This is a genomic window from Sinorhizobium numidicum (assembly GCF_029892045.1).
Classification (GTDB): Bacteria; Pseudomonadota; Alphaproteobacteria; order Rhizobiales; family Rhizobiaceae; genus Sinorhizobium; species Sinorhizobium numidicum.
On sequence record NZ_CP120367.1, the window covers coordinates 1498544 to 1516060 of the forward strand.

Below are 17517 nucleotides of genomic sequence, written 5' to 3' on the forward strand. Positions count from 1 at the left end.
CCCGGCCCGCAGGCGGGCAAAGATATCATCAGATCATCGAAGGAGGTTTGACCATGGCCCGTATAACGCTCCGCCAATTGCTCGATCATGCCGCCGAACGCACTTATGGTGTGCCGGCATTCAACATCAACAACATGGAACAGGGCCTGGCAATCATGGAAGCGGCGCGCGCCTGCGACGCTCCTGTGATCCTGCAGGTCTCGCGCGGCGCCCGCTCCTATGCCAACGACATCATGCTCGCCAAGATGATGGAAGCGCTTGAGCAGATGTATCCCGACATCCCGCTCTGCATCCACCAGGATCATGGCAACAATGTCGCGACCTGCCTCACGGCGATCCAGCACGGCTTCACCTCGGTGATGATGGACGGCTCGTTGAAGGAGGATGCAAAGACCCCTGCCGACTACGCCTATAACGTCGCGATCACTGCCGAAGTGAGCCGCCTCGCCCATATGGTCGGCGCTTCGGTCGAGGGTGAACTCGGCTGCCTTGGATCGCTCGAAACGGGCCATGGTGAAGCTGAGGACGGCCACGGCTTCGAAGGCGCGCTCGATCGTTCGCAGCTTTTGACCGATCCGGATGAAGCCGCCCGCTTCGTCGCCGACACCGAGGTCGATGCGCTGGCTGTGGCCATCGGCACCTCGCACGGCGCCTACAAGTTCACCCGCAAGCCGACCGGCGAAGTGCTCGCCATGGACGTGATCGAGAATATCCATCGCCGGCTGCCAGACACCCATATCGTCATGCACGGCTCCTCTTCAGTGCCGCAGGAGTGGCAGGATGTCTTCAACGCCCATGGCGGCGAAATGCGAGAGACTTACGGCGTACCGGTCGAGGAGATCGTGCGGGGCATCCGCTTCGGCGTGCGCAAGGTCAATATCGACACGGATCTGCGCCTGGCGGCAGCCGCTGCCTTTCGCCGGGTGGCCGACACGAGCCGCGCCGAATTCGATCCGCGCAAATTCCTGAAACCCGCCATGGACGCCATGTCGGCGGTCTGCAAGGCCCGGCTCGAGGCCTTCGGCACCGCCGGCAACGCATCCCGCATCAAGGTCACGCCGATGTCGGAAATGGCCCGACGCTACGCGAGCGGCTCCCTGAAACCCCAGACGGCGCGGTCGCAAGCCGCCTGACCCCATCCATCCAGAGGAAAGGACTGTGTCATGAACGCCGATGCCAAGACAGAGATCAAGGGCAAGGAACGCTACAAGGCCGGCGTGCTGAAATACGCGCAGATGGGCTATTGGGACGGAGGCTACGAGCCGAAGGACACCGATCTGATCGCCCTGTTCCGGATTACGCCGCAGGACGGGGTCGACCCGATCGAGGCGGCCGCCGCCGTTGCCGGCGAAAGCTCGACGGCCACCTGGACGGTCGTCTGGACCGATCGCCTGACGGCCTGTGACCAATACCGCGCCAAGGCCTACCGAGTCGATCCGGTACCCGGGACGCCGGGGCAGTATTTCTGCTACGTCGCCTACGACCTCATCCTGTTCGAGGAAGGATCGATTGCCAACCTGACGGCGTCGATCATCGGCAACGTTTTCTCGTTCAAGCCGCTGAAGGCGGCAAGGCTTGAGGACATGCGCTTCCCCGTCGCCTATGTGAAGACCTTCAAGGGCCCGCCGACCGGCATCGTCGTCGAGCGTGAGCGGCTCGACAAGTTCGGCAAGCCGCTGCTTGGCGCCACCACCAAGCCGAAACTCGGACTTTCGGGCAAGAACTATGGTCGCGTCGTCTATGAGGGCCTGAAGGGCGGTCTCGATTTCATGAAGGACGACGAGAATATCAATTCGCAGCCCTTCATGCATTGGCGCGACCGCTATCTTTACTGCATGGAGGCCGTCAATCACGCCTCTGCCGTCACCGGGGAGGTTAAGGGGCACTACCTCAACATCACCGCCGGCACGATGGAGGAGATGTATCGCCGCGCCGAGTTCGCCAAGGAACTCGGCTCGGTCATCGTCATGGTGGATCTCATCATCGGTTGGACGGCAATCCAGTCGATCTCGGAATGGTGCCGGCAGCACGACATGATCCTACACATGCATCGAGCCGGTCACGGCACTTACACACGGCAGAAGAACCATGGCATCTCCTTCCGTGTCATCGCCAAATGGCTACGGCTCGCCGGCGTCGACCACCTGCATGCGGGCACTGCCGTCGGCAAGCTCGAAGGCGACCCGTTGACCGTGCAGGGCTACTACAATGTCTGCCGCGAGATGAAGAACGAGGTTGACCTTCCACGCGGCCTCTTCTTCGACCAAGACTGGGGGGATATCAAGAAGGTCATGCCGGTGGCATCAGGCGGCATCCATGCCGGCCAGATGCACCAACTGCTCGATCTTTTCGGCGACGACGTCGTGCTGCAGTTCGGCGGCGGCACGATTGGTCATCCCATGGGCATCCAGGCAGGAGCCACCGCCAATCGGGTCGCGCTCGAAGCCATGGTGCTCGCCCGCAACGAAGGCCGAGACATCGCCCATGAAGGTCCTGAAATCCTGCGGGCGGCGGCGAAGTGGTGCAAGCCGCTGGAAGCGGCCCTCGATACCTGGGGCAATATCAGCTTCAACTACACCCCGACGGACTCTTCGGATTTCGTACCGAGCGTAAGCGTCGCCTGACGGGCATGACAAGAAGGAGAGACGACATGCGTATCACCCAAGGATGCTTCTCGTTCCTGCCGGATCTGACGGATGAGCAGATAACGGCACAGGTGGAATATTGCCTCGGCAAGGGATGGGCGATCGGCGTCGAATATACCGACGACCCACACCCCCGCAACACCTATTGGGAAATGTGGGGCAATCCGATGTTCGACCTGAAGGACGCCAAGGGCGTGATGATGGAACTGGAAGATTGCCGCAAGGCCCATCCGCAGGACTACATCCGCCTCAACGCCTTCGATTCCAGCCGCGGCCTCGAGACCGTGACGATGTCCTTCATCGTTAACCGTCCCGACAACGAACCGAAACTGCGGATGACCCGGACGGAAAGCCGCGGTCGCAACCAGCACTACGCCTGGGAAACGCGGCGGTAGAGGGAGCAAACAAATGGTGGTGCCGGAAGCCCTATCAAGCACCGAAAGCCTGCCGACATCGGTCGATCTCGCCGAAGAATACAAAGCCTCCGGCGTCGCCGAAATCCTCGATGAGCTGGATCGAGAGCTCGTCGGGCTTAAACCTGTGAAGCAGCGGATCCGCGAGACGGCAGCCCTGCTGCTCGTTGAGCGGGCCCGCCGTGCAATGGGCCTCACGCACGAGGCGCCGTCGCTGCACATGAGCTTCACGGGCAATCCGGGCACCGGCAAGACAACGGTCGCCTTACGCATGGCCAATCTGCTGCACAGGCTCGGGTATATCCGCAAGGGGCATCTGGTGTCGGTGACGCGCGACGATCTGGTGGGGCAGTATATCGGCCACACCGCGCCGAAAACCAAGGAGATCCTGAAGAAGGCAATGGGCGGCGTGCTGTTCATCGACGAGGCCTATTATCTCTACCGCCCGGACAACGAGCGCGACTACGGCCAGGAAGCGATCGAGATCCTGCTGCAGGTGATGGAGAACAACCGCGACGATCTGGTGGTCATTCTCGCCGGCTACGCCGATCGCATGGACCGCTTTTTCGAGAGCAATCCGGGCTTCCGCTCGCGCATTGCTCACCATATTGATTTCCCCGACTACGACGACGATGAGTTGCTGTCGATCGCCGAGAGCATGCTGCGCCGACAGGGCTATCACTTCGACACCAAGGCGATCGCCATGATGGGCAACTACATCTCCCGTCGTCGGCGCCAGCCGCATTTCGCCAATGCGCGCTCGATCCGCAACGCGCTCGACCGGGCCCGGCTGCGGCAGGCGAACCGCCTGTTCGAGGAAAGCGTCGGGCCGGTCGACGCCGAGCAACTGTCAACCATCACGGCTCGGGACATTTCCGCCAGCCGCGTGTTCAGCAAGGTCCAGCCCCATCATTCGGAGATATCGTCATGAGCCAGAAGACCATCATAGCCCCCTCGGTTCTCTCGGCTGATTTCTCGCGGCTCGGCGAAGAGGTCGAGACTATCTGCCAGGCGGGCGCCGATTGGATCCACCTTGACGTGATGGATGGGCATTTCGTGCCCAACATCACCTTCGGGCCACCGGTCATCAAAGCGATCCGAAACCGAACAGACAAGGTGTTCGACTGTCATTTGATGATCGCACCGGCCGACCCCTTTCTCGGCGCCTTCGCCGATGCCGGCTGCGATATCATCACCGTGCATGCCGAAGCCACTACCCACCTCGACCGGTCGTTACAGGCGATCCGCGACCTTGGTTGCAAGGCCGGCGTATCGCTCAATCCCTCGACGCCGGAAACCGTCATCGAATATGTACTTGACCGGCTCGACCTAATCCTCCTGATGACCGTCAATCCCGGCTTCGGCGGCCAGGCCTTCATCCCGTCCGTCGTCGAAAAGGTGGCCAGGGTCCGGGCGATGATCGGCCCGAGGCCCATCCTGATCGAAATCGACGGCGGCGTGACACCCGAGACCGCGCCGCTGGTCGCTCGAGCAGGCGCCGACGTGCTCGTCGCCGGCTCGGCTGTCTTCAGAGGCGGGCCGGAGGCTTATGCCGGTAATATAGGCGCGCTGCGCGCCGCCGCCGACGACCCGGGTCTGGCTGCGCTTCGAAAAACAAGGTGACGAAGGCAAGGTGACGGCGGCATGGCAGCGACTCCACCCCTCTGCGATTTCGGCTGGAAAGCCGTCGATGCCCGCCTGCCGGGTACGGACGGCCGTGCCTATTCGATCCTGGACCTTTCCGGGCCGAACGGGCTGGTTGTTGCCTTCATCTGCAATCACTGCCCCTATGTGAAAGCGGTCATCGCCCGCATCGTGCGGGACGCAATCGACCTGGAGGCCTACGGCATCGGTTTCGTGGCGATCAGCGCCAACGATGTCGAGGCCTATCCGCAGGATTCATTCGACAACATGAAGCGCTTCGCGTCGGAAAACGCCCTGCCCTTTCCCTATCTCTTCAATGAGGACCAATCCGTCGCCAAAGCCTATGGCGCCGTCTGCACGCCCGACTTCTTCGGCTTCAACAAGGATATGGACTTGCAATATCGCGGCCGGCTGGACGCCTCGCGCAAGGAAATCGGCCCTGCTGATCTGAGGCGTGATCTCTATGAGGCCATGGTCATGGTTTCGCAGACCGGCAAAGGTCCGGCGGAGCAGCAGCCCTCGATCGGCTGCGCCATCAAATGGAAAACGTGACTGAAGTCTGTCAGGTCTGAATAGAAGCAACGCCATTGGGCCGCCGGGACGGTTGCTTCATCGGACGGCTTGGCCGTAGGCAACGGCCGCCAAGTTTCCACGGCAGAAAAACGCCTCAGACCCCGCCCGTTCGGAGTCCTCCTTAATAACAGGAGGCGACGGGCGGAGTCCGAGGGAGAGGCGTTCGGGCTCGCTAAATGTTGCGTGATGCCACGGCGGGCGCAACACGTCAGGCCGGCAGGGCGCCGGACTGTTTGGCGACATGCGTGGCGATCGCATCCATCAGCGCCGGAGACAACGCATCGTAGGGCGACAGGCCGAGTTCCGTCAGGCGTGCACGTATTTCCGGCATCCTGTCGGGGTTGACTCCGCTTTCGATGACCGAAGAAACGAAGGCAGCGAATTCCGGCGGCGACCAGCCCATCTCGTCACTGAGCTCGGTATGCACGAAATCGAGGCCATAGAAGGGATGCTTGGTGTTTTCGATCCGGCCATACATGTGCGTGCCGCAATCCTTGCAGGCGTAACGCTGGATCGTCGCGCTCGGATCGACGATCTGCAGTTTCTCTGAGCCTGAGGCGACACTCACCTTGTCGCGGCCGACGACGGCGATCTGCGCAAAGACGGCACCCTCCGGCTTCCAGCATTTGGTGCAGCCGCAGGCATGGTTGTGCGCCGTCTGCGCGCCGATTTCAACGGCCACCGGATTGGTGGCGCATTTGCATTTCAGCGTGCCGCCGTGAAAGTCCGGACTGGCAGGCGGAAAGCCGTTGTCGATGGACGGATGTAGCTTGAGCATTGGTTCCTCCTCGGCTGTGGACGTCTTTCGTTCGCAAGCAGGATCATGGCAAATGCCGCTGACGGCAATATAGCGGAAAGTGTCGGTTTTTGGCGTCGAACCGCTGCGACTACAGCGCCGCGCGTCCAATTGGACGCGCAAAGGTCGCTGTAGCACTTTGAAGTGCTGCATGATTTTGTCCTTAAATCGATTCCGATTTAAGGAATCACGCAGTAGCGCCCGGCTCAGCCCTTCGAGCGGAGCATGGCGCGGGCCGGATTATAGCCCCAGAGGGCGGCCAGCATGAACAAGACGAAGCAGATGCTGACCCAGGCGAGCGCCGTAAGATTAAGCTCGCCATAAAGCGCAAAGCGTATCAGTTCGACCGCATGGGTGAACGGATTCAAGGCGCAAATGTCGCGCAGCAGCGGCGAGCTTTCCGCCATCTTCCATAACGGATAAAGCGCCGAGGACAGGAAGAACATCGGGAAGATCACGAAGTTCATAACGCCAGCGAAATTCTCGAGCTGCCGGACGGTCGAGGAAATCAGCAGCCCGAGCGCGCCGAGCATCAATCCGCTGACCACCAATGCCGGCAGCACCGCGATATAGCCGACGGGTGGCATAGTAATACCGGTCAGCGCCGCAATCGCCAGGAACACGGCCACCTGCAAGATGGATACGATCACACCGGCCAGCAGCTTTGAGAACAGCAACCACCAGCGCGGCAGGGGGGAGGTCAGCAAGAGCCGCATCGACCCCATTTCCTGATCATAGACCAGCGACAAGGACGATTGCATGCCGTTGAACAGCTGGATCATGCCGCAAAGCCCCGGAACGATATAGACCTCGTAGGTGATATAGGTCTGGTAGGGCGGGATGATCGACACGCCGAGCGCTGCGCGGAAGCCGGCGGCAAAGACGATAAGCCAGACGAGAGGGCGAACGAGCGCCGCCAGAAACCGGCCGCGCTGGCGAATGAAGCGCAGGTTTTCGCGGGTGACGATGGCGGAAAGCGCAATCAACCATGCCTTCATGCCGGAACCTCCCGGCCCTCGGCCGTCATCGACAGGAAAGCCTTGGCAAGCCCGTGTCCGCCCCCCTGGCCGCCAGCGAGGTCCTCGGCACCGCCATCGCTGAGGACCTTTCCACGATGCAGCACGACGACCTGGTCGGCCGGTCGGATCTCGTCGACGAGATGGGTTGCCCAGAGCACGGCAAGCCCGCGCTCGGCCAGCAGATGCACGTGATCGGTGATCGCCTGCCGGGAGGCCGCGTCCAATCCGACCGTCGGTTCATCGAGCAGCAGGATCTGCGGGCCGTGGATCAGCGCCCGTGCGATCTCCATACGCCGTCGGTGCCCGCCGTTTAGGGCGCGCACCTGCTCATCGGCCCGCTCAGCCATGCCGAGCTGCGCCAGCGCCGCGTCGATCGCCAAGCCGGCCGGGCGTCCCGACAGTCCGTGTAGTCCGGCGAAATAACGCAGGTTGCGGCGCACCGTCATGTCCAGGTCGAGTGTCGGTTGCTGGAACACAACGCCGATGCGGGCGAGCGCCGCACGCGGAGCGCGAGCAATATCGAAGCCGGCCACGCCGATGTGGCCCTCCCCTGTCACGATCAGCCGAGTCAGGAGAGCGAACAGCGTCGATTTGCCGGCACCGTTCGGCCCAAGCAGCGCACAGAACCGGCCAGCCGCCACGGAGAAACTGACATCGTCGAGCGCTTTGCGCGACCCGTAGCTGTAGCTGACATGGCTGATCTCGAGCCCAATCATGACGCGCCCTCCCAGGACACTGATGCCGGTCCTGCGGCCAAGTCGCCGGTAATTGTCGCCGGTCTCCCGGCAAGGCGTAGGCAGCGCCGGGCCAGCCGGTGCGCCTCGACGTCTGAATGGGTCACGAGAATGACGGCAGGGCCGGTTTCCGCGATCAGCGCCTCGGTCAACGCCAACATTTCCTCCGCGGTCGTCGGATCGAGCGACACATAGGGCTCGTCCATCACCAGAAGGTCGGGCCGTCCGGCAAAGGCGCGCGCCAGAGCCAGCCGTCGCCGCTGGCCGAGCGACAGCTGGCCGGGAAAGAACTGGGCCTTGTCGACGATGCCGATCCGCTCCAGCGCCGAAAGCGCCGCTTCGGTCCCGAGTTCCGGATGCACCAACGTCAGGTTCTCCAATACGCTCCGCCACGGCAGCAGAACGGGCTCCTGAAACACCATGGCGATCTTGTTCGGGCGGGTGATCTCGCCCTTGAAAGCCGGGTCGATGCCGGCGATCAGCCGAAGCAGCGTCGACTTGCCGATGCCTGATGCACCAAGGATGGCGATGGTCTCGCCGACCTCCATCTCGAAACGGATATCGCGCAGGATCTCCTCCTCGCCGAATGTCTTTCGTCTGACATCGATCTTAATCATGCCGTCCTCCAGCGCCGCACCCGGCGTTCCGCCGGCTGCTGGATCAGCGCCTCGACCAGTAGCATCACGCCGATGAAAGACAGCGCATAGACCAGCACCATGGCAACGTCGAAGAGCTGGAAATAGAAATGGATCTGGAAGCCGATGCCGCTGGAGCGGCCGAGAAACTCGACCACCAGCACGATCTTCCAAATCACCGCAATGCCGGAGCGGGCAGCACCGGCAATGAAAGGCGCAAGCTGCGGTGTGACCACGTGGCGCAGCCGCGCCAGCGGCCGCATGCGATAGACCTGGGCCATGGCGTCGAGGTTCGGATCGAGTGCCCGTGCGCCTTCTCGCAGGATCGTGGCGACGTTCGGAATCTTGTTGAGCACCACGGCAATGATTGCCGCGGTCTCGTTCAGGCCGATCCAGAGATAGCACAGCACGATGAGCACGAGGGCCGGCAGATTGAGAAACACGACAAGCCATGGATCGAGCCATCGATCGACGGAGGGAACGCGCCCCATAAGAAAACCGACCGCCACGCCGATGGCCATCGCCGGTACGAAGGCGCAAATCACGCGCCACAACGTCATGCCGAGGTGATACGGCAAAGCGCCGGAAACAGCGGCTTTCGCAAAGGGTACCCACAGCGCCCAGGGCTGAGGCAGGACGGACGCGTCCGCCGTCAGTTCGGCCGCCGCTATCCAGACCAGAAGCAGAAGCCCGAGCGACAATGCGCGCACCAGCGCAGGGTGTTGCAGCGTTTTATTCAAGGCGCAGGAACAATCCGTCGGGCAGGCTTGTTGCCTTGCCGACGAGCTCCTCTCCGCCAAGTTCCGCCATCAACCGCAGAAACCGGTCGGCGGCCGCCTCGTCGATCGGCTTGCCGCTCGGAATGCCGGCGCGATAGCCGTCGCGCAGCGCAATGAATTCGGCATCGTCTCCGGCATTCATCTTGTCTCGCAAGCCTTTCCAGGCCTCGTCATCGCTGCGCAGCAGATCCTTGGCCGCGCGCGATGCCGTGTAGAGCCCCTTCACGATGTCTGGACGGGTCGCGGCATACTCGCCCTTCAACACATAGCCGAGCAGCGGCGTGTCGGGATCAAGCTTGAGCGCCGCTGCGGCATCCGAGACGGAGATCAGCTCATGCATGCCCTTGGCCTTCATCTTCGCAAGGAAGTGCCAGAAATTGATGGCACCCGCCGTCTCGCCGGAAAGGGCCGACTTGAAGATCAGCGGCGGCGCGCCGAACACCTGCTCGGTTTCGGTGGCCAGGTCCATGCCATATTGCTGCTTGGCATAGGCGCGCAGGATCAGCCAGCTCTTGTCGAGCGGCCCGCCGGCAATGCCGATCTTCTTGCCCGCAAGGTCCGGCAGCGCCTTGATGCCGCTGTTATCCTTGACCACCAGCCCGCCGACTGCCAGCGAATAGGGAATGAAAACGTAGTCCTTGCCAGCAGCACGCTGGTGAGCCACCCATATCCAGTCGGCCACCATGGTGTCGGCCTCATCACCCTCGAAGGCGACGCGCGTCGCCCCGTTGTCCGCATACTCCTGGACCGCCAGCTCGAAGCCGTTCTTGCGGTCCAACTCGTGGGCCTTGATGGTGGAAATTTCCCAGTTGACGGTGCCAGACGCCAGCATCGCTGCCCGCAATTGCGGGAGATCCTCGGCCATGACAGCCGCCGGTCCAAACGCGATCAAGCACCAAGCCAGGATCCGTTTCAAAACGTTCATTGCTTTCCTCCCCGAAACCGCCGCCTTCGCCTTTTGGGCTCGCTGTCCAGCGGAGTTTGTATGATTCGCAGGCGCGGCCCGCACCCGCACTTATTCCTTGCGCTTGTCGGCGACGGTCAGATCAGCATTGAGATCCATGTCGTATTGGCCGTCGGCGCAGAACACATCGTCGAGTTCGTAGCCTGTGCCATTCGCCTCGATATTAGCGGGATCCACCTCGCATTTCATGGTGGCAAGCATGTCCGTTATCGCCTTCTGCTTGTCAGCATGAATCTCCTCGGCACCCAGGCCCAACGGGGCGCCAAGCAGAACTGCAAAAACAACGGTGGTCATCAAACGGATTTTCATCGGAATTCCTCCCCTGTTCCAAACGGGTCACTGAATGGAAATCGACACCTTTTGGCTGTCGCTTGTGGTATTCGGGATCCTCACCTCGTAGCTGCCAGGCTTTATGGCGATGAACGACAGGGTCGCCGTGCCCGCTTCGTCGAATTCGAGGCTGTCGATCGCCATGGGGCGCACTTCTATGCCGTTGATGACGATCTCGTTCATCCAGATCGCACGAAAGAACGGCTCGCCGGTGATCGCCAGTTCCGCTGACCCGTCCGCCGTGATGCGCATTTCGTAATAGCCGCCGGACTGTAGGGCAACGGCACCCTTGCCAAGCGGTTTGCCGGAGCCGAGCGTGATCTCGATCGGCTCGCCTCGGTTGCATTTGGCAAGCAGTCCGGCAAAGCCGAGCTCGTTGCAGAGCGGCGCCGCAATGGCTGGGTTTGCCAGAAAGAGTGCGGCCAGCGCCGCGAAAATCGATTTATGCATGTGAAAATCCCCCAAATTGGTCATGCTGCATCACTCCTTCTCAATTCGGGGCGACCACAACCCCCCAGGGCTGCTCGCCGACCTGAACCGAGCGGAGCACCTTTTCCGCCTTGACGTCGATGATGCTGACATCGTTGGAATTGCCGTTCGTGGTGATCAGGAATTCCTCGTCCGGGGTGAATGCCATCTGCCAGACTCGCTGCCCGACAAGCAAATAATCGAGAACCTCATCGGTCGCCCCGTCGATCACCGCGACGCGGTTGGCCGGGCCGAGCGCCACGAAAATCCGCGAGCCGTCCCTGGTCGCCTTGACGCCGACCGGCTGCAACCATTCGGGCAGCACACCAGGTACGGCAAAGGTGATCTTCTTGGTGATCTTCGGTTCGGCCGTCGATAGATCGATCACCGAAACGGTGCCGCCGATCTCGGAACTGACGTAAAGTTTCTTGCCGTCGGCCGTGAATTCGGCATAGCGCGGCCGCTGGTCCACCAGCACGTTGTGCACGATCTTGTAGGTCGAGGTATCGATGAAATGCGCCATGTTGGTGGTTTCGGACGTATTGATGACGGTCTTGGCATCCGGACTGACCGCCACGCCTTCCGGCTCGACGCCGACAGGCACCTCGGCCAGCACCTGGTGCGTCTTGACGTCGACAACGGTCACCAGGTTGTCGTCCTCATTGGCGATGTAGAGTGGATTGCCTGAAGGATCGAGAGCGAAAAGTTCCGGATCCGGGCCTGACGGAAGCGTATGCAGTTCCTCGTACGTCTCGGGATCGAAGACACGGACGGCATCATCGTCCGACGCGCAGACATAGAGTTCCTTGCCGTCCGGGCTGATGGTGATGCCGCGCGGTCTGTTGCCGGCCGGAAAGGTGGCGATCACCTCCCAACTTTGGCTGTCGAGCACGGTCACGCTGTTGCCGCGTTCGTTGGTCACGAAAACCTTGTTGGCCTGGGCCGGACCGGCAAACATCAGAAGGGCTGGCAAAAGCAACAGTGTGGATCTTAGCATTCTATTCTCCAAAAGCCTGGCAGGCGGTTTCGGGCGCATCGATGCCCAGCGTGTCGAGCGGCGAATGCTGGTGCAGGTAGCCATCCTGCGGCGAAACGGAAACCGTCACCCGACCGTCGGTCAAAAGGATCGGCTGGCGCAGTTGCCCGTTCCAGGGGCGGAAGGTCAGCTTCTGCCCCTTGAACGCAGCCAGTTCGAAATCCGCCGAAAGGGCATAAGCCCGCACGCTCGCCGGATCAGCCTTGCCGGACCGCGTCACCGCCTCGCCGATCACGCGCATGGCAAGCCAGGCCTGGTAATCCTCCTCGCGCATGTTGCGGCCGGTCAGTTTCTCGAAGCGGCCTTGGAACTGGGTCGCGCCCCAGGACTCATGGGCGGCGTGCCAGGAGACCGGGCGAAGGCCCGCAGATCCTGCCACAGGCCTCGGATCCCAAGTATGATAAGGCAGGTAGGGGGCGAAGACGCCGGCCTCGTCGGCTGCGACGATCACGTCATGCTCCTCGGCTTCCTGCGTGAAGACGGGGATCTGTTTCTGCACCATGACGTGACCAGTGTCCGTGCGTCGGCCTCCGCCGGTGTCTACGAACTCGCGCTCTTCGACAATCTTCGCACCGAATTTGACGGCCGATTTGCGATAGCTGTCGGCCAGCAGCCTGTCTTCGGGATGCGAGCCGTGGATCAGCAGGATGCGCGACCATTTCTTCCACATGAGAAACTGGACAATACTGTCACTGAGCATGGAGCGGCTCGGCGAGACATGCAGTACATTGGCCCGGCAGTCGGCATCGCGCAACGTGTCGTCGCGAGCGCCCGCGTTCAAAAGCAGCACCTCGGGCCCGGCCCTGTCGGACAGCGCCTTCAGGGTGTCACCTTCGGCGATCACCGCGATGAGGCCGATACCTTCCGCTTTCAGCGCATCGAGCGCCGCGCCTGCCTGCTCCGGCGCAACCGCCTGCGTTTTCAGCGTGTACTCCATGCCCGTGAAGGCGCCGGTCGTCCGGTTGTCCTCGTTCCCCAGCGTGCCACCGGCAAAACCCAGATCGGCAGGTGGCGCGTCAAGCCGCGAGATCGGCGGTCCGACCACACGATCGATCCGCAGCACGGCCGTCTTTACCTCCGCCGCCCGCAAAGGGAACGCGGCAAGCATCGCCACCGAAAAAGCGGCAAGCGTAAGCCATCGGTTAGACATTGCCGGAACGACCTCCCAATCTTCCTGACACTCCTCTGGAGAGGAGATTAACAGCGCAATTTGTGCAGCAAAACCGATACTTATGGAGCGTAGTTTCGCAGAATGCCTGTGCTACGCTGAGCCTATGCAATGCATTCTGGTAGCGCTCATCTTGGCCTTGTCGCCGATGGTTGCTTTGGCAGCGCTGGACAAGCCGCTGATGCCGGGCGCCAAGGTGGCGTTCCTTGGCATGACCTTTATCGATATGTCGACGGAGGGCGCCTACAATGGTGTGCGCGCCGACGAAACAGCGCGGATTAAGCTGCTGGAGGCCGCCACGCGCGACCGCTTCGTCGAGGAACGCTTCGTCATTCTCTCGAATGATCCTGTCGCGGCCGAGCTCGCCAGCACGGCCAACCCGGCCGACTGCTACGGCTGCGACGTGCGCATGGCCGCCCGGCTCGACGCCGACTATGTGCTGGTCGGCGAAGTGCACAAGGTATCGAACCTCGTCCTGTCGATGAACCTCGTGCTGCGCGACGTGCGCTCCGGCGAGACGCTGCGCGGCCTTGCGGTCGACATCCGCTCGAACACCGACGACAGTTGGCTGCGCGGCATTCGTTACATCCTGACAAACCACTTCTTCAAATCGTGAGGGCTTCATGCGATATTTCGGTCATATCCTGCTGACATTCTTATTGATGGTGCCAAGCATCGCCCTGGCCCATGGCCCGACGCGGCAGAAGCTGGTGCTGTCCGTCGATGTCGCAGCGGCACCCGACGCAGTCTGGGCTGTGATCGGCAATTTCCAGGACATGAGCTGGCACCCAGTCGTGTTCTCGACTATCGGCCAGGGTGACAACGCCCTCGACGCGACGCGCGTGTTGACGCTGAAGGCGGCCGACGGCCCGACAATTTCCGAAGTCCTTTACAAGTATGATGCGGCGAAGATGTCCTATTCCTACCGCATCACCGAGGTCGACGTGGCCGTGCTGCCGGTCACCAATTATTCCGGACACCTGACGGTGACGCCGAAGGCTGGCGGCGGCTCGCATATCGAATGGAAGGGCGCCTTCTACCGCGGCTATCCGAGCAACGATCCTCCCGCCAACCTGAACGACGAGGCAGCCCTTGCCGCAGTCGGCGCGGTATACAAGGCCGGTCTTGATGCGCTCGAGAAGAAGTTTGGCAAATAGCCGCCTCCTCTTTGCCGTGGTGCTCGGCCTAATCATGCCAGGCGGCGCTTTCGCCGACTATGCCTATATCACCAACCAGTCGTCCAGCGATCTCAGCGTGATCGATCTCGACCGAATGGTCGAGAGCGAACGGATCCCCACGCCGGGCCAGCCGGCAGGCATCGCGGTCGCACCGCAGCTTGGTGCCGTTTTCATCGTCAGCCCGGAAAGCAAGATGCTGCGCCGCTACGGCATGCCCGCCGGTGCGCCGGAAGCCGAGCGGACGCTTGACGGCGGGCCGATTGGCGTTGCGGTCGACGAGCGGCGCGGCCGGGTTTTCGTGTCGGACTGGTACAATGCGCGGGTCTGGGTCATCGCCGCTGACGGCCTTGCCACTTTGGTTGTGCTTTTTACCGGCAGCGCGCCAGCCGGCCTTGCCGTTTCCGTCGATGGTCATTGGCTGGCGACTGCCGACCGGGACGCCAACCAGGTCTCCATTTTCGACGCTGAGACGCTGACGCTTCGCCATCGGGTGACCGTCGGATCGCGTCCGTTCGGCGTGACATTTTCGCCAGACGGCCGGCTGTTTTCCGCAGATGTCGGCAGCAATACGGTAACGGCCGTCGATCCCGTCAGCGGCCGGGTTCTCGGCCATGTCGCGACCCGCGAGCGGCCCTATGCGGTGGCCTTTGCCTCCGGACGGGGTTTCGTCACCAACCAGTATGACGACAGTGTTAGCGTCTTCGACGCACACAGCTTGGCCGCGGTCGCCGTCATCGATACCGGCGAATATCCGGAAGGCATCGACACATCGGCCGATGGCCGACGGATCGTCGTGGCGAACTGGTTTTCAAACAGCCTCACGGTTATCGACTCCGAAAGCCTGGAGATTATCGGCGAGATCGCAACCGGCGACGGGCCGCGTGCTTTCGGACGCTTTCTGTCCGCGGCGCCGGCGCCTAGATCACGATGATCTCGGGTCGAATCGACCCAAAATCATAAAACGTGATCGATTCTGATAAGTTAGAGCGGGATACGGGCGGAAAACCGCGCACACTTTTCCTCGTCCCGCTCTACAGCGCCGTGCGTCTTTTCAGACGCACATAGGTCGCTGTAGCACTTTGAATTGCTGCATGTTTTTTTAAATCGGCTTCGATTTAAGGAAATATGCATAGTCAGATCCGGGAGCCCGCCGCCCGGCAGTGATTATTTCATTGCCCACCCGGCTCCGGGTCGAGGCGCTCCGTGGAATAACCGGCCGCTGTCCAGCCATCAGTGCCCTGCGGATACCAGAAGACATGGGTATAGCCATATTCCACGGCACGCTTGGCGGCATTCCAGGACATCCAGCAGCCGTCGAGGCAGAAGAACAGCACCGGCCGATCCTTGTCGCCGCCCGTCGCCTTTTCCAGCCCGGCACGAAAATAGCTCTGCATGACATCCGCCAGACGGCCATAGCCGACATTCGGCAGCCACAGGGCGGCAGGAACGGATAGCCGCGGCTTTTCGTTCCAGACCGTTCCCGCGGGCAGGTTCTCCGGCTTCGGCGCCCGCGGCAGGACGTCGATGAAGGCGACCTGACCGGTCTTCCACAACGCATGGGCGCTTTCGGTCGACACCACGGTCGCACCGGAAAGCGTTGCCGGCACCTCGGCGCGGTATTCGCTCTCGCGGTAGCCAGCCGGCTCCTCGGCCGCCCTGACCGGAAAGGCGAGAAGCAGGATCAGGGAAAGGAGCCGCAGACGGATCATTTTGGCATCTCGAGCGGACCTGTCCCCATATCGTCCAGGAGCGGCACACCCGCCGCTGTGAGGATGGCGTTGATCTCGGACTGATTCCGGCGGATCAGAGAATTCAGCTTGCGCTCCCAGACCTTCTCGCCTTGCCGCACGCCCATGGTGATGCGGTAGAAAAGCTTCGGCGGCGTCGGCTCTGACAGCAGCGGCGTCACCTTCAGGTCCGGATGGCTCGCCTTGACCAGTGGTGCGCCGATCGGCCCCCAGAGGATGGCTGCGTCGATGAGGCCGGATTTCAGGTCGGCAAGCATGTCATCGGCTGGATCCTCGTAGCGCCGGTCAACCATCAGATGATACCCCTTCGCTTTGGGCATCAGTCCGTTTCTTGCCACATGCGTCGCCGGCGGAGTTCCAGCGATGACGCCGATCCGCTTGCCCTTGAGAAGAGGATCGGCCAGCGTCGTGACGCCGGCCAGCGGACTGTTCGACACGGCGATCAGCACATAAGCCGAGGTGTAGTAGTGGTTGGTGTTCAAGACCAGTTCGTCGCCCTGGGCGTAGCCAATGACCACATCGCAGGCATTGGCCTGCAAGGTCTTGCGAATGAAGCCGGTCGCCATCGGAAACCACATGTATTCCAGCGGCAGTCCGAGCTTGGACGCCATCAGCTCGGCGATCTTGTTCTCGAACCCCGCACCTGAGCGATCCGACATCGGCAAATTGGCCGGATCGGCACAGACGCGAAACGCCGTCTTCGACACCAGGTCCGACGTCTGGGCGGCCGCCGGCGCAGTGCCGGCAACTGCCACCAGCAGAACGCCGGCTGCTGCGAAGGTGCTACTCGTGACCGAGGCAAGCCTTTTCAGCATCCTTGATCGCATCGGATTTCGCTTCCTTCTTGGCCGGGCGTCCCCGCGGCAGCGCATCGGCTCCGCGCGCTTTCAAATAGGTATAGATGTCATCGAGATAACACATCACGTTGACGTTCTCGCCAAAGGCCGGCATCACCGAGTTCTCGGCAGCGTTCACCTTCTTGCGTCCGTTCGTGACGACATCGACGAAATCATAGTAGTCCATTTCTATCGCGGACTTCTTCAAAGCCGGCGCATAGCTCGAACCCTCGCCCTCCGGACCATGACAGACATGGCATTCGGAGTGATAGCGGCGAAAGCCCGAATAGGTCATCCAGTCGATCGTGCCGTCCTTGGCGATATTGAAGGTGGGAACGTCGTCGGCCGTGTAGTAGCGCCCGTTTTCATTGCGGGCAGCGGCGATATTGTCCGTTGCCGCCGGGGCATCCTGTGCGCCGGCGGCACCGGCCGCAAGCGTCAACACGGCGAGGATTATCGGCAACGCTGGTCTTGTTCTAGTCATCTTGCGTCCTTTTAGGCCTGAGAACGAACCGGCGCGGGCTTTCCACCAACCCGCGCCAATTCCCTGG

The 17517-nt window shown here is 61.8% G+C and carries 22 protein-coding genes; 9 read left to right on the plus strand and 13 right to left on the minus strand.

The window, feature by feature from the left end:
* The first annotated feature begins 53 nt into the window (after nucleotides 1-53).
* Genes fba through PYH37_RS07155 form a run of 6 tightly spaced genes read left to right on the plus strand, consistent with a single transcriptional unit; the run spans nucleotide 54 to nucleotide 5254 of the window.
* The gene (gene fba, locus PYH37_RS07130) at nucleotides 54-1133 is read left to right on the plus strand and encodes a class II fructose-bisphosphate aldolase (protein ID WP_280732435.1); all 1080 of its coding nucleotides are present in this window, start codon (nucleotides 54-56) and stop codon (nucleotides 1131-1133) included.
* A 30-nt stretch (nucleotides 1134-1163) separates the two neighbouring features.
* The gene (locus tag PYH37_RS07135) at nucleotides 1164-2624 is read left to right on the plus strand and encodes a form I ribulose bisphosphate carboxylase large subunit (protein WP_280730739.1); all 1461 of its coding nucleotides are present in this window, start codon (nucleotides 1164-1166) and stop codon (nucleotides 2622-2624) included.
* Between the two features lie 26 nt (nucleotides 2625-2650).
* Nucleotides 2651-3040 (plus strand): ribulose bisphosphate carboxylase small subunit, encoded by a 390-nt coding sequence (locus PYH37_RS07140; protein WP_280730740.1) that lies wholly within the window; start codon nucleotides 2651-2653, stop codon nucleotides 3038-3040.
* A gap of 13 nt (nucleotides 3041-3053) precedes the next feature.
* Entirely contained in the window at nucleotides 3054-3989 is a 936-nt protein-coding gene (gene cbbX / locus PYH37_RS07145; protein WP_280730741.1) for a CbbX protein, read from the plus strand.
* Nucleotides 3986-4681, plus strand: coding sequence for a ribulose-phosphate 3-epimerase (rpe, locus tag PYH37_RS07150; protein WP_280730742.1), 696 nt, complete (start codon nucleotides 3986-3988; stop codon nucleotides 4679-4681). Before cbbX ends, rpe begins: the two co-directional genes overlap by 4 nt.
* A gap of 21 nt (nucleotides 4682-4702) precedes the next feature.
* The gene (locus PYH37_RS07155; protein WP_280730743.1) at nucleotides 4703-5254 is read left to right on the plus strand and encodes a thioredoxin family protein; all 552 of its coding nucleotides are present in this window, start codon (nucleotides 4703-4705) and stop codon (nucleotides 5252-5254) included.
* Nucleotides 5255-5483: 229 nt separating this feature from the next.
* Here PYH37_RS07155 and gfa read toward each other — a convergent pair whose 3' ends face one another.
* From gfa to PYH37_RS07205, 10 genes are all read right to left on the minus strand, one after another.
* Nucleotides 5484-6053, minus strand: a complete 570-nt coding sequence (gfa, locus tag PYH37_RS07160; RefSeq protein WP_280730744.1) for an S-(hydroxymethyl)glutathione synthase — start codon at nucleotides 6051-6053, stop codon at nucleotides 5484-5486.
* A gap of 224 nt (nucleotides 6054-6277) precedes the next feature.
* Nucleotides 6278-7069 (minus strand): ABC transporter permease, encoded by a 792-nt coding sequence (locus tag PYH37_RS07165; protein ID WP_280730745.1) that lies wholly within the window; start codon nucleotides 7067-7069, stop codon nucleotides 6278-6280.
* Nucleotides 7066-7806, minus strand: coding sequence for an ABC transporter ATP-binding protein (locus PYH37_RS07170; protein ID WP_280730746.1), 741 nt, complete (start codon nucleotides 7804-7806; stop codon nucleotides 7066-7068). The genes PYH37_RS07165 and PYH37_RS07170 overlap by 4 nt, the downstream gene beginning before the upstream one ends.
* Nucleotides 7803-8441 carry an ABC transporter ATP-binding protein gene (locus tag PYH37_RS07175; protein WP_280730747.1) on the minus strand — a complete coding sequence of 213 codons (639 nt, stop codon included), beginning with the start codon at nucleotides 8439-8441 and terminating at the stop codon, nucleotides 7803-7805. The genes PYH37_RS07170 and PYH37_RS07175 overlap by 4 nt, the downstream gene beginning before the upstream one ends.
* Nucleotides 8438-9199, minus strand: a complete 762-nt coding sequence (locus tag PYH37_RS07180) for an ABC transporter permease (protein WP_280730748.1) — start codon at nucleotides 9197-9199, stop codon at nucleotides 8438-8440. Before PYH37_RS07180 ends, PYH37_RS07175 begins: the two co-directional genes overlap by 4 nt.
* The gene (locus PYH37_RS07185; protein ID WP_280730749.1) at nucleotides 9192-10163 is read right to left on the minus strand and encodes an ABC transporter substrate-binding protein; all 972 of its coding nucleotides are present in this window, start codon (nucleotides 10161-10163) and stop codon (nucleotides 9192-9194) included. The genes PYH37_RS07180 and PYH37_RS07185 overlap by 8 nt, the downstream gene beginning before the upstream one ends.
* A gap of 90 nt (nucleotides 10164-10253) precedes the next feature.
* On the minus strand, nucleotides 10254-10511 hold the full coding sequence (locus PYH37_RS07190) for a hypothetical protein (RefSeq protein ID WP_280730750.1): 258 nt from the start codon (nucleotides 10509-10511) through the stop codon (nucleotides 10254-10256).
* A 27-nt stretch (nucleotides 10512-10538) separates the two neighbouring features.
* A complete protein-coding gene (locus PYH37_RS07195; protein ID WP_280732436.1) occupies nucleotides 10539-10982 on the minus strand; it encodes a cupredoxin domain-containing protein in 444 nt (147 codons plus the stop codon).
* A gap of 40 nt (nucleotides 10983-11022) precedes the next feature.
* Nucleotides 11023-11997: a YVTN family beta-propeller repeat protein gene (locus tag PYH37_RS07200; protein ID WP_280730751.1), complete on the minus strand. Its 975-nt coding sequence runs from the start codon at nucleotides 11995-11997 to the stop codon at nucleotides 11023-11025.
* Nucleotide 11998: 1 nt separating this feature from the next.
* Nucleotides 11999-13186: an ABC transporter substrate-binding protein gene (locus tag PYH37_RS07205; protein ID WP_280730752.1), complete on the minus strand. Its 1188-nt coding sequence runs from the start codon at nucleotides 13184-13186 to the stop codon at nucleotides 11999-12001.
* Between the two features lie 124 nt (nucleotides 13187-13310).
* On the opposite strand from PYH37_RS07205, the gene PYH37_RS07210 reads away from it, so the two are divergent.
* The 3 genes from PYH37_RS07210 to PYH37_RS07220 are packed head-to-tail and all read left to right on the plus strand — an operon-like array spanning nucleotide 13311 to nucleotide 15313.
* On the plus strand, nucleotides 13311-13820 hold the full coding sequence (locus PYH37_RS07210; RefSeq protein ID WP_280730753.1) for a DUF3280 domain-containing protein: 510 nt from the start codon (nucleotides 13311-13313) through the stop codon (nucleotides 13818-13820).
* Between the two features lie 7 nt (nucleotides 13821-13827).
* The gene (locus PYH37_RS07215) at nucleotides 13828-14361 is read left to right on the plus strand and encodes an SRPBCC family protein (RefSeq protein ID WP_280730754.1); all 534 of its coding nucleotides are present in this window, start codon (nucleotides 13828-13830) and stop codon (nucleotides 14359-14361) included.
* Nucleotides 14351-15313 carry a YncE family protein gene (locus PYH37_RS07220; protein ID WP_280730755.1) on the plus strand — a complete coding sequence of 321 codons (963 nt, stop codon included), beginning with the start codon at nucleotides 14351-14353 and terminating at the stop codon, nucleotides 15311-15313. The genes PYH37_RS07215 and PYH37_RS07220 overlap by 11 nt, the downstream gene beginning before the upstream one ends.
* Nucleotides 15314-15551: 238 nt before the next feature.
* Here the strand turns inward: PYH37_RS07220 and PYH37_RS07225 are convergent, their stop codons facing one another.
* The 3 genes from PYH37_RS07225 to PYH37_RS07235 are packed head-to-tail and all read right to left on the minus strand — an operon-like array spanning nucleotide 15552 to nucleotide 17450.
* Nucleotides 15552-16091, minus strand: coding sequence for a PQQ-dependent catabolism-associated CXXCW motif protein (locus tag PYH37_RS07225; RefSeq protein WP_280730756.1), 540 nt, complete (start codon nucleotides 16089-16091; stop codon nucleotides 15552-15554).
* Nucleotides 16088-16957 (minus strand): substrate-binding domain-containing protein, encoded by an 870-nt coding sequence (locus PYH37_RS07230; protein WP_280730757.1) that lies wholly within the window; start codon nucleotides 16955-16957, stop codon nucleotides 16088-16090. The genes PYH37_RS07225 and PYH37_RS07230 overlap by 4 nt, the downstream gene beginning before the upstream one ends.
* A complete protein-coding gene (locus PYH37_RS07235) occupies nucleotides 16914-17450 on the minus strand; it encodes a c-type cytochrome, methanol metabolism-related (RefSeq protein ID WP_280730758.1) in 537 nt (178 codons plus the stop codon). The genes PYH37_RS07230 and PYH37_RS07235 overlap by 44 nt, the downstream gene beginning before the upstream one ends.
* Nucleotides 17451-17517 lie beyond the last annotated feature (67 nt).